Raw genomic sequence first — 11,600 nt, 5'->3', positions numbered from 1 at the left:
CCTCCAAAAGTGAGCCGCTGTAAAAGCGGAACCATAGGTGGTCGTTACCGCAAAAATGGATATGTACTCGGTCTAATCCAACACCCCGGTCGGCCCAGAGGCCGCCCCGGGGAAGATGTCAGGCCAGATCCACCAGGACAATCTCACTGTCCTCGATCGCGGTGACCCGCAACACCCGCTCATCGGCAACCGCCACACCGTCCCGCGCCTCGGCGTGCAAGCCATTGACTTCAATGACCCCCGTGGCCGGCACCAGGTACGCCCGGCGGCCGTTATCCAGGGCGTATTCGGCGCTTTCCCCGGCTTTCAGGTTGGCCGCCACCAAACGTGCATCGGCGCGGATCCGCAGGCTCTGGTCATCGCCGGCCTTGCCGCTGGCCAGGGTCACGAAACCTTCGCGCTGGCCCTTGGGAAAAGGCTTGGCCCCCCAGGACGGAGCCGAACCGGCCTCGTTGGGGATGATCCAGATCTGGAAGATCCGGGTCGCCGTCGACTCCAGGTTGTACTCGCTGTGGGTGATCCCGGTCCCGGCGCTCATGACCTGGACGTCTCCGGCCTCGGTACGGCCCTTGTTGCCCAGGTTGTCCTCATGGCTGATAGCGCCTTCGCGAACGTAGGTGATGATCTCCATGTCGCGGTGCGGGTGCTTGGGGAAGCCGGTGCCCGGGGCGATCACATCGTCGTTCCATACTCGCAGGTTGCCCCAGTGCATACGCTTGGGATCGTGGTACTCGGCGAACGAGAAGTGATGGTGGGCGTCGAGCCAGCCGTGGTTGGCGCCGCCCAGGGAGGTGAAGGGTCTGAGTTCAAGCATGATCGTCTCCTGAAAGGTTCGTCATACAACGAGAACCGGTGGTTGATGGCGTGCATCTTCCATCAGGCATGAATCGATAAAAAGCGTAAAAACCCCTTCAAAACGATCTATAAATTAGATATTTATTCGCGAGGCCTACTACGGCAACACCTTCACTTCATCACTTAAACCAATGATGGATAAGCATTTGACTAGAACTCCCGGGCAAATGCAGACACCATAGCCCGCAACAGCCTCACACCCTGGAGTCAGCGTGCCGCAACACACCCCCGATCTGCCCCCCGAGCTTTTGCCCCTGGCCGAGATGCCCTTGTTCAAGCGCCTGGCCGCGCGTTTCTTTGGCCATGGCCTGACCCGTTTGCGCGCCCAGCATCGGGCTTCCTGGCTGCACGGCCAGGCCGACGGTTTTCGCAGCGGACATACCGCCGGGGTGGATTACGGTTATCAGGAAGGCAGGGCCGAAGGGTTGGAGGAAGGGCGCCAGGTCCTGCTGATTCGCGATAGCCGCTGCACCGAGCACCCGGCACCACGGGTCGACGAGCACTTGTTCGACGACTGGCGACTGCCCCTGAGTGCTGACCTGAAGAAGCGCGTCAAGGCTGATGTCGCGCGCCTGCTGCCGGGGGCAGCGCAACCCAGCGCCGCGCAGTGGAAGATGATCTTCAGCGATACGCCGTCTACCTCGGTGATTGCCGGGGCGGGCGCCGGGAAGTCGACCACCCTGGCGTTGCGCATCGTGTTGCTGACCCAGTACCTGGGCTTTGAACTGGACTCCCTGACCGTGGTGACCTTCACCCGGGAGTCGCGCAAGGACTTCATCAACAAGCTGATTGCTCTCTACGCCTTGTGGGGCCGGGCGCTGTCGCCAAAGGACGCGCGCGACCTGGTGCGCACTTTCCATTCGCGGATTTTGCCGATGGTCCGCAGCCTGCCTGGCTTCGAGCGCCTGCAAGCCTTCGAGAACCTTAGCGAGCGGACACTGCTGGATGACACGCAGGTCGACAGCAACCCCTTCGACCTGCGGATCAACGATACTCAACGCCAACAGCTCAACGCCTGTTTTCACCGATTGTTTACCGATAACCTGCGTTTTCGCGAGTTGATCACGCCATTGTCGCGGCACGCCTTGCAACTCAAGGAACTGGAGCGCGACCACCCGGATGTACAAAAACGCATGGCAGTGACTGAGCTGGCGGCCAAGCGCGACGAAGAACTGTGCGATGTCGTCGAGGACCTGTGGTTGCGTGCCGGCGCCTGGCCGATCAAGGGCATCGAGCCTAGCCGGCAGACGTTCGAGATCAATGGCGCGACCTTTCATTGCCACGGTTACATCCCGAGCCTGGACGCCTGGGTGGTGCTGGGCTTCGACCCCCAGGAAAATCCCCAGCTAAGCCGCCCCAACGCCAAGCTAACGGTGCGCGCAGAATGGGCAGTAAAGCGCACCCTATTTCAAGCTTTCTGTCGTAAGCCTTTGATTTGGCTAGATAATTATCAATCGTCAAAACGGGTCTTGGCGACGCTGGCAGGGGATGCCAGCGCCGGTCCCGGGTTCGACTACAAGGTCAAGGGCGAGCTGGCCAGCGCGCCGTTGCTCGACTGTTTTGTCGGTGCCGCCAGCTTTATCGAGAACCTCGGCCTCGACGTGCCCACCGCCGTGGGCCAGATGTCCTTTGCCAAGGATGATCCAGACCGGTTTTTCTTTGAGGCATTGAGTCTGTTCTGGCGCACGTTCGAGGATCATCTACTGGACCAGAAGCCACCAGTGATGACCTACAACCGGATGTTCGCCTTGTTCAGCGAGCACTCGCCGGAAAACCTCAGGCTGCTCAGCGATGAACTGCTGCGACCGATGTCGCACCTGATGATCGACGAATTCCAGGACGTATCGCCGCAGATCGTCTCCTGGTTGCGGGCAACTCTTCGCGAAATCCGTCGCCGCGGGCCGGCCATGCATGTCGGCCGTGGGGCCCAGCGTTCTTCACTGCTGTGCGTGGGTGATGACTGGCAATCGATCTACGGCTGGCGTGGCAGTTCGCCCAAGTACTTCATGGAGTTCAACCAGCAGTTCTCGTCACCCAGCACTACCCGGGTAATGCTCAGCGATAACTACCGTAGCCACCAGTACATCATTGATGCGGCCGAACATATCGTGCGTGCCGCCCCGGCGATCCCAGGCAAGAAGGCCAAGGCGTGCGGGCAGGCGACATCTTTGTTGCCGGTGCAGATCCATGAGCGGGATGAGGCTGCGCTGGGCAAACGCCTGACGGAGCACTACCAGAAGGGTGATTCAATCTTAATGTTGTATCGAAAAAGCAGCGATAAGTTATTGATAGAGAAGCATATTTCATCTGTAGTTAATGTTGATTCTAGCTTGCCGTACGAGGCCAGACGCCTCAAGCAGTTGACCTATCACAGTGCCAAGGGGCTCCAGGCGGACGCGGTGTTCCTGCTGGGGGACTGCCAGCACCTGACCAGTTCGCCCTACAAGAATCAGGTCTATCGGATGGCGGGACTGGGCAAGGACGCAGATGCCGATCCGTACGACAGCGCGCAGAAAGACGAAATCCTGCGCTTGGCGTATGTCGGCATCACCCGTGCGGTCAGTCATTGCTATTGGTACGTCGATGCCCAGGAAGGCCCGATGGTGAACATGCCGCGGGCCTCCGACCGGATCGCCGCCAAGCCGTTTTTCGCCGATCACCGTACAGGTGGTGGGAGCGAGCCCGCTCCCACAGATTTCAAAGCCATCGGGTTGGGGGCTCAGGCGTAACTCTTGAGCGCCTGGGAGGGGATGAAGGCTTCGAGTTCATCCTCCACGGCCTCGATGATGCGCTCCACATCTGCCGCGTTCATCACCGTCGCGCAGGGAATCCCGGCGATGGCCAGCAGCGTCTCGCCGCTGACGCGGTCGAACAGCCGCGCAATCATGCTCCCCGGGGCATCCATGTTGGCCTCGAAGCCCACGGGATGAAAATGCCAGCGCATCAACTGGCAGGCGTTGGGAAAGGTGACCTTACTCTGCGAAGCCTTGTTCATCTGTTGCCCACCTGGGTGATCGAGCGCTTCCGTTAGCTCATGGCAGGAGAGAGCGCCCTCTGTGGCGCCACCGGTTGAGTGAATAAAAATAGCACTCGTTCAGCCTGCAGTTACTGGGTTTTTCAGGCCATTTGGCGATTGAACGCGGTTTTTATGCGCTGGATCACGTTCCGGCGTTGCCCATTGCCATTGAAGCCCGCGGGCAAGTTCGGCAAGCTCGGTGCTTTATGTCGTCGAGTGCCCTATGCCTGCCCCAGAAGATGGCCCGTTGTTGACCCAGGCTACCGGCGAAACCGTGCTGCGTTATCACCTGTGCTGGAAGCACCGCGACCTCGACGGCGTGATGGCGCTGTATCACCCGGACATCCAGTACCACGACTTTTTCCAGAACCGGGTCCTGGGCTTGAGTGAGTTGCGTGAATACGTGCGCAGCAGCATGCCCCGTGATCCCGAGGAGGCGCTGGAGCATTCGGACCGCATCCGCCTGGATGGCGATACCGCGTTCATCCAATACCGCATGACCCTGCGCGGTGGCGAAGGGCTGGTGTCGTTTCGCTCAAGCGAGGCCATCACCGTGCGTGACGGGCTGATCTGGCGCGTCAATGAGTACGCGTCCCTGGTCCATGAACCGCGTGACAGCCAGACACCAGGTGCGCCGCGTCCGGCAGCCAGCCGGCTGGGGCTGTCACCCCGGCAGCTGAGTTTCATGGCCCAGGACCTGCAGCAGTACTTCGAGCGCCAGCAAGCCTATCTCGATCCGCAACTGGATCTGCAACGGGTCGCCGAGGAGTGCGGTTACAGCCGTAACCAGATTTCCTACCTGCTCAACCAGGTCCTGGGGCAAAGCTTCTACCGCTACGTCAACCAGGCGCGCTTGCAGCATCTGCTGGCGGCACTGGACCGCGCCACGCCCCCGGTGCGCATCGACGAACTGGCCTTCGCCGCCGGGTTCAACTCGTTGTCGGCGTTCTATAGCTGTTTTCGCCAGCACACCGGGTTGTCGCCCAAGGCCTACGTCAAACAGATTTCTTTGCGTGCACGCGCGCAAGACAAGCCCTGAGCCAACCCACTAGGATCGACGCCATCGAAACTTGAATGGCGGAGACTTGCATGCCGGCGTGGCGCACGATCAGTTTGTGGATGGACCAGCTCGAGGAGCCGCTGTTGCCGAGGTCTGCCCTTGAGCACGACCTGGATGTCGATGTGGTGATCATCGGCGCCGGGTACACCGGTCTCTGGACCGCGTACTACCTCAAGCGCCAGGCCCCGGAGCTGAACATTGCCATTGTCGAGGCGCAAACTGCCGGTTTTGGCGCGTCGGGCCGCAATGGCGGCTGGCTGATGGGTAACCTGCTGGGCGAAGACCGCCTGCTGGCCGGCTTGTCCGCCGAACAACGGCGGGCCTCCTTCGACTTGCTGCACAGCATTCCCGATGAAGTGGCGATCGTCATCGAACGGGAAGGCATCGACTGCGATTACCGCAAAGGCGGGGTGCTGTATTGCGCCGCTCGTTACCCCGAACAGGAGCACAGCCTGCGCCAGTACCTGGACGGGCTGTATGCCCAGGGCCTGAATCAGTCCGACTATCGTTGGCTGACCCCCGAGCAGCTCAACCAGCAGATCCGGGTTGCCAAGCCCTATGGTGGAATCTATGCGCCGCACTGCGCGACGATCCAGCCGGCCAAGCTGGTGCGGGGCCTGGCACGAACCGTGGAGCGCATGGGGGTGAAGATCTTCGAAAACAGCCCAGTGACTGCCTGGCAATCGGGCAGCGTGCGCACCGCCAAGGCCAGCGTGCGTGCGCGTTGGGTGGTGCCGGCGGTGGAGGGTTATGCCGTGACGCTGGCCCCGCTGGGTCGTTATCAATTGCCGGTGCAGAGCCTGCTGGTCGCCACCGAGCCGTTGTCCGCAGCGACCTGGGACGAAATCGGCCTGAGCCGCGGCCAAGCCTTCAGCGAAAGCAGCCGCCAAGTCACCTATGGCCAGCGTACAGCCGACAATCGCCTGGTGTTCGGCGCCCGTGGCGGCTACCAGTTCGCCGGTCAACTGCGGCACAACTTCGACCTGACCAGCAGCGAGGTGGAGCTGCGGCGCTACCTGTTCGGTGAATTGTTCCCGCAGCTCAAGAACGTACAGATCACCCATTCCTGGGGCGGCAACCTCGGCATGTCGCGCAACTTCAAGCCGCACATGCTGTGCGACGTGCGCAGCGGCATCGCCCTGTCGGGTGGTTACGGCGGTGAAGGCGTCGGCGCCAGCAACCTCGGCGGCCGGACCCTGGCCGACCTGATCCTGCAACGCGACAGCGAGTTGGTGCGCCAGCCCTGGGTCGTCCCCCAAGGCGGCCTCGACGCGTTGCGCGCCTGGGAGCCGGAGCCGCTGCGCTGGCTGGGCTACAACGCGATCATCCGCAGCTTCATCCACGAAGACCGCACCCTGGCCGACCTGCACAGCGCGCCCTGGCGCCGCAAGCTTGCCACGCAGGTAGCGGGGTTCATGGAAGGCTTGATGCTCTAACGCGCTTCACTCACCCACAGGTATCGACATGAGCATTACCCAGTTCAAGAACACCCATCATGTGCCGCTGCAGGAATCCGCCCCGGTCGCCATTCCGCTCGGTACGCCGGTAGCGGTCACCTCGACCACCAGCGTGGAGCGCAGCGACGGCGTCGAAACCGGGATCTGGGAGTGCACCCCGGGTCGCTGGCGGCGGCAGATCGTCGCGCAAGAGTTCTGTCACTTCGTCCAGGGCCGCTGCACCTTCACCCCGGATAACGGCGAGTCCCTGCAGATAGAAGCCGGCGATGCCCTGATGCTGCCCGCCAACAGCACCGGGATCTGGGACATCGAGGAAACGGTGCGCAAGACCTACGTATTGATTTTTTGATCCTCTGATCAACCGAAGACCTGCCAATAAAAACGCCAAACAGGAATCGAATCATGATCCGCTTACCCCGTGCACCCCTGATGCTGGCCCCGCTGATGTTGGCTGCGTCCCTCAGCCAGGCCGGCGAGACCGTGAAGGTCTACAACTGGTCGGACTACATCGCGCCGGACACGATGAAAAACTTCCAGAAAGAAACCGCTATCGGTTTCAGCTATGACGTCTACGACAGCAACGAAACCCTCGATGGCAAGTTGATGACCGGCAAATCGGGGTATGACGTGGTGTTCCCCTCCAACCACTTCATGGCGCGGCAGATCGCTGGCGGGGCGCTGAAGAAGCTCGACAAGAGCCAACTGCCGAACTGGCAGCACCTCAACCCGGTGTTGCTCAAGGCCCTGCAAGACAACGACCCGGGCAACGAGCACGGCTTTCCCTACCTGTGGGGCAGTACCGGGATCGGCTATAACATCGCCAAGGTCAAGGCGGTGCTGGGGGACAACGCCCCCGTGGACTCCTGGGATCTGATCTTCAAGCCCGAATACATGGAGAAGCTGCAGAAGTGCGGCGTGGCAATCCTCGATAACGGCCCGGAACTGCTGCCCGCGGCCTTGAACTACCTGGGTTTGCCCCACCACAGCAAGGACCCGGCGGACTACAAGAAGGCCGAAGCCCTGCTGATGAAAGTGCGGCCCTACGTCAGCTATTTCCATTCCTCCAAGTACACCAGTGACCTGGCCAACGGCGATATCTGCGTTGCGGTGGGTTTCTCCGGTGACATCCTGCAGGCCGAAAGCCGGGCCAGGGAAGCCAATAACGGCGTGGACATCGGCTACGCGATTCCCAAGGAAGGCGCGGCGATCTGGTTCGACATGGTGGCCATGCCCGTCGATGCTCCCGACGAAAAACAAGGCTACGCGTTCATGAACTACCTGCTGCGCCCCGACGTCATGGCCAGCATCAGTAACCATGTGCACTACGCCAACGGTAACCAGCAGGCCGATAGCCTGATCGACCCGGCTATCAGGAACGACACCAAGGTCTACCCGAGTCCGGAAATGATGGGCAAATTGTTCGCCCTGCAAGCCATGCCCCTGAACATCGACCGGATTCGGACCCGGCTGTGGAACAAGATTCGCACCGGGAGTTGATCGGCAATATCCGGTAGGGGGTTGCGTCCCTGTGCTTGTGGGGGGCATACCCCAACGGGGTAATGGGCGCGACAGTCGGGGTTCTCTAGAGTAGCGATCCTTCGCCGGCGCAAACCGGTGCTTGAATATTGCTGAGGAGAGGACATGCGTGCACGTGATTTGGGCATCACCCTGGGCTTGGGCGTACCGGGACCGTTGAATGCCATTACCGATGTCCCGGGAGTTCGGGTCGGACACAGTACGCTGCGCGAACAGGTCAACGGCAAACAGGTCAGGACCGGCGTCACGCTGATCCAGCCGCGGGCCGGTCATGCGCGGCAGCAGCCGTGTTTCGCCGGCTGCCATGTGCTCAACGGCAATGGGGATGCCACGGGGCTGGAATGGATTCGTGAAGCCGGGCTGCTGACAACCCCGATTGCCATTACCAACACCCACAGCGTCGGCGTGGTGCGTGACGCCCTGGTGGCGCTGGAGCGCGACAGCCTGGCGGACCCCGCGACCTACTGGTGCATGCCAGTGGTGATGGAGACCTACGACGGCGTGCTCAACGACATTTGGGGCCAACACGTAGGCCCGCGACACGTGGCAGAAGCGGCCGCCAATGCCAGTGCTGGTCCCGTGGCGGAGGGCGCGGTCGGCGGTGGCACCGGGATGATCTGCCATGAGTTCAAAGGTGGAATCGGTACCGCGTCGCGGCAGGTACCGGCCGGGCAGGGTGGCTACACCGTCGGCGCGCTGGTCCAGGCCAACCATGGCAAACGCCGCGAACTGCGGATCGACGGCTACCCAGTCGGCCGCCAACTGGTGCCAAGTCCATCGCCCTTCGAACACCAGGGCACGCCTGGCATGGGCTCGATCGTGGTGGTCCTCGCGACCGATGCGCCCCTGCTGCCGCACCAGTGCCAACGCCTGGCTCAGCGCGCCTCGATCGGCATCGCCCGCACCGGCGGCGGCACCGAAGACTCCAGCGGGGACATCTTCCTGGCGTTCGCTACCGGCAACCAGGACCTGCCGCCTGCGGACTACGGGCGCAAGGACCTGCCATTGAGCACGCCACTGGCGATGCTCAACAACGATTACCTCTCGGCCCTGTTCAGCGCAGCGGCCGAAGCGGTGGAGGAGGCGATCATCAATGCGTTGCTCGCAGGCGAGGACATGTGCAGCGACGATGGCCGCCAAGTTGAGGGGCTCAAGCCAGGGCTGCTGCTGCAGGCGCTGGGTGCTACTGGATGGCACAGTACGACGTAGTACTGGCCTGATGAACCCGTGAGGCGAAAACCTCACGGGGGTGAGCAATGCGCTTACTGCACGATGCTGAAGTTGGCGGGAGAAACTGCGAAAAATACACTGCTGTTGCAGCTCAAGCGAATGCGCGAGTTGGCGCTGCCCTCGTCAAGCGTAGGCAGCGTTACTTGAGCCTGTCCGGTGTTTGCAGTTGACGCGAGTAAGGGTTGAGTCAGATAAGTGTGACCGCCATCAAGGGACAGCTCGATCCGCACGGTCTGGCAGGCGATCGGCGTTTGGGCGGTACCTGCAACGAGCCAACTGACAGATTGGGCAGTGCCGACCTGCCATGTGGTATTGCTGGTGGGTTTAGTCACTGCGAAGGCCTGGCCAGTATCCATGACGTGGATTTTGCGGTCGATGTAGGCGGTGGACGCCAGGTCCGGCAGATTGTCACGCACGGTCAGGCGGAAATTCAGCTCGCGTGTGGTCGCGGGGTAAACTTCTCCATTCAGGCGCTGTTCCGCGAGAATCGCCTCTAGCTTTGGAAAGGTACGCGTTCCTTCAAGGCTGGGCGGGTACGAGCGGAAAATCGGACCTTGGATCTTATCGCTCAATGCTTCGTTCTCCAACTGCTCCGGCCCCAAATCGATTTGTTCCCAGGTATAGGTCAATTGCGCATTCGGGACGGTGGAGTAAGCATGCCCGGTAAGCGCAAACGGGGTCCGCGCCGGGATGAACAGGCTCGCATCACCATAGGGAGTCGCAATTACCGGAGGGCGGTTGGGGTTGATCCGTTCAACGCCACAGGTCGCGCCGGCTGCGGAAGTGAAGGCGTGCACCTGCTCGATGTTTTTTGCATGAAAAAAAGTGTCTTTATGGTTCTGCAGGTTGTGCAGTGGGTTTATGGTTGGCGGCGATTGTGTTGACAAGAAACACTCGCCCGCATAACTCATGATGGTTGAGCCGCTGCCGGGTTCGAAAGCAGAATCTGCGTCACGTATGCAACCATTAAACGTGTGATCCGCAGCAAATTGATGGCCCAGTTCGTGAGTGACAGTGTTAATGAAATACTGGTTAAGTAGTTCGACATCATCCTCTTTCGGGGTTAGACCGCTACTGGCGTTGGCCTTGCCTTCGTCATCGCAAACAGCAGCGTTTATTGCTCCGCCCCCTTCAGACATTTCAAATAAATGCCCCACATCAAAGTTTTCGCTGCCAATCAATTCTTTTAATACACGGGTATTTTGTTTGCGCGAATAGTCGAAATCTTCGTCATCCGTGGGGGAACGATAGGGATCCGTGGTCGGATCAGTAAACATCAGTTTGTCGTTGTCTTCGACCAGCCTCAGGTGTATTCCAAGATCCCGTTCAAATACCGCGTTCACTCGATTGATGGATTCGACCACACTGGCCAAACTGGCTGCAACGCTGCCACCGAAGTATTGCGAATATGCACTGGTGGTTGCCACTGCAAGACGATACTCGCGCGAGTGCTGATTAATCGGCGAGGTCTGGCTGGGTTGGGGGCTCGTTAGTGCCGGCACGCCCTGGCGTGGCGGCTCGGTCCTGTGTGGCGGGGCACTGGCAAGGAGCCCAGGAATACGAAAGCTGCGGTAATTATCGGGGGAAGAGGAGGGTCGATTAAGGTTGGGTACGGGCTGGATCTGCCATGTGCCTTGTGGGTCAAATATTATCGCCCGCATTCCGCGATCAGATATGTCCATGCGTATGTGGCGGCCATGCAAATCAGTGCCTTTCATGCTTTGTATCTGCGGGTAACGTTGGGCAAGTTCTGGCGGTAGAACATTGGAGTCGGTGAGGGTGAATACCGTGTCGCCACCTTCCGGTAGGGGTAATTGCAGTTGTCGGGAGGTGCCATCTTTGGCGGTTTGCTGGATGGATTCTAAAACAGAAGGATCCAAGCGAAAAGTGTCAGGTGCGAGCCGCGCTTGTTGAAACGAAACAATTGTCGATGAGGGAGCGGGGAAGGGCTGCGCAAAGACTGTGAGTGGTGCAGTGGTGGTGGCTATGCTAATGCAGTTGATGAGGTAACTTAAGTTAATATTTCGGTGTGTGCTGGACAATGAATAAAACATGCGATCACCTGGCTTTATAATGTTTGTAAACTTCCGATGACTCGTCTGTTTATCAACAAATATAAAGCACTTCAAATGATCGCCTGTTACTTGGGGTTTCCTGTTGCAGCGTGAAGGCGCAGGGTCATTTTTCCTTGCGGATGGTGGCGACATCATCCGCCTTGACCTTGACCGTCGCGCCAGAGATGTCCTTGAATTCGACAAAACCGTCTTCAGCGGTGGTGTCCGGCATATCTTCGGTCAGGTATTGGGTGCCGTTCTGCAGGGTCACCACCGTTGGGGTCGAGCAACCTGCCAGCGCCAGCAAGGCGACCACGGCCAGGGGCATGCACAGAGTACGGATGTTCATACTAAAACCTCTTAATCCAGAATCACTTGATCGGCCTGATGCA

At 60.1% G+C, this 11,600-nt stretch carries 10 protein-coding genes; 6 read left to right on the top strand and 4 right to left on the bottom strand.

The genetic code is table 11. The features are described from left to right. Positions 1-118: 118 nt before the first annotated feature. On the bottom strand, positions 119-814 hold the full coding sequence (locus tag ACM6IP_RS10050; RefSeq protein ID WP_414861404.1) for a pirin family protein: 696 nt from the start codon (positions 812-814) through the stop codon (positions 119-121). Between the two features lie 253 nt (positions 815-1,067). On the opposite strand from ACM6IP_RS10050, the gene ACM6IP_RS10045 reads away from it, so the two are divergent. Next, complete coding sequence (locus tag ACM6IP_RS10045; protein WP_414861403.1) at positions 1,068-3,584, top strand: UvrD-helicase domain-containing protein; 2,517 nt, start codon at positions 1,068-1,070, stop codon at positions 3,582-3,584. On the opposite strand, the gene ACM6IP_RS10040 is transcribed toward ACM6IP_RS10045, so the two are convergent. Further along, positions 3,575-3,850, bottom strand: coding sequence for a DUF1652 domain-containing protein (locus ACM6IP_RS10040; RefSeq protein WP_095170238.1), 276 nt, complete (start codon positions 3,848-3,850; stop codon positions 3,575-3,577). The genes ACM6IP_RS10045 and ACM6IP_RS10040 overlap by 10 nt on opposite strands. A gap of 244 nt (positions 3,851-4,094) precedes the next feature. On the opposite strand from ACM6IP_RS10040, the gene ACM6IP_RS10035 reads away from it, so the two are divergent. The 5 genes from ACM6IP_RS10035 (at position 4,095) to ACM6IP_RS10015 (ending at position 9,133) form a co-directional block, all read left to right on the top strand. Beyond that, a complete protein-coding gene (locus ACM6IP_RS10035; protein WP_095170239.1) occupies positions 4,095-4,910 on the top strand; it encodes a helix-turn-helix domain-containing protein in 816 nt (271 codons plus the stop codon). 50 nt (positions 4,911-4,960) lie between these two features. Further along, positions 4,961-6,367, top strand: coding sequence for an NAD(P)/FAD-dependent oxidoreductase (locus ACM6IP_RS10030; RefSeq protein ID WP_414861402.1), 1,407 nt, complete (start codon positions 4,961-4,963; stop codon positions 6,365-6,367). A 28-nt stretch (positions 6,368-6,395) separates the two neighbouring features. Then, positions 6,396-6,737 carry a cupin domain-containing protein gene (locus ACM6IP_RS10025; protein ID WP_414861401.1) on the top strand — a complete coding sequence of 114 codons (342 nt, stop codon included), beginning with the start codon at positions 6,396-6,398 and terminating at the stop codon, positions 6,735-6,737. Positions 6,738-6,790: 53 nt separating this feature from the next. After that, entirely contained in the window at positions 6,791-7,885 is a 1,095-nt protein-coding gene (locus ACM6IP_RS10020) for a polyamine ABC transporter substrate-binding protein (RefSeq protein ID WP_414861400.1), read from the top strand. A gap of 144 nt (positions 7,886-8,029) precedes the next feature. Continuing rightward, a complete protein-coding gene (locus ACM6IP_RS10015; RefSeq protein ID WP_401129727.1) occupies positions 8,030-9,133 on the top strand; it encodes a P1 family peptidase in 1,104 nt (367 codons plus the stop codon). A 53-nt stretch (positions 9,134-9,186) separates the two neighbouring features. Here ACM6IP_RS10015 and ACM6IP_RS10010 read toward each other — a convergent pair whose 3' ends face one another. Both ACM6IP_RS10010 and ACM6IP_RS10005 read right to left on the bottom strand, forming a co-directional pair. Then, a complete protein-coding gene (locus ACM6IP_RS10010) occupies positions 9,187-11,208 on the bottom strand; it encodes a reprolysin-like metallopeptidase (protein WP_414861399.1) in 2,022 nt (673 codons plus the stop codon). A 124-nt stretch (positions 11,209-11,332) separates the two neighbouring features. Further along, entirely contained in the window at positions 11,333-11,557 is a 225-nt protein-coding gene (locus ACM6IP_RS10005; RefSeq protein ID WP_095170244.1) for a YgdI/YgdR family lipoprotein, read from the bottom strand. Positions 11,558-11,600 lie beyond the last annotated feature (43 nt).

Origin of the sequence: Pseudomonas sp. IT-P176 (genome assembly GCF_949767245.1) — a bacterium.
In the GTDB taxonomy this organism is placed as follows: domain Bacteria; phylum Pseudomonadota; class Gammaproteobacteria; order Pseudomonadales; family Pseudomonadaceae; genus Aquipseudomonas.
This window is presented reverse-complemented; position numbering and strand designations above follow the sequence as displayed.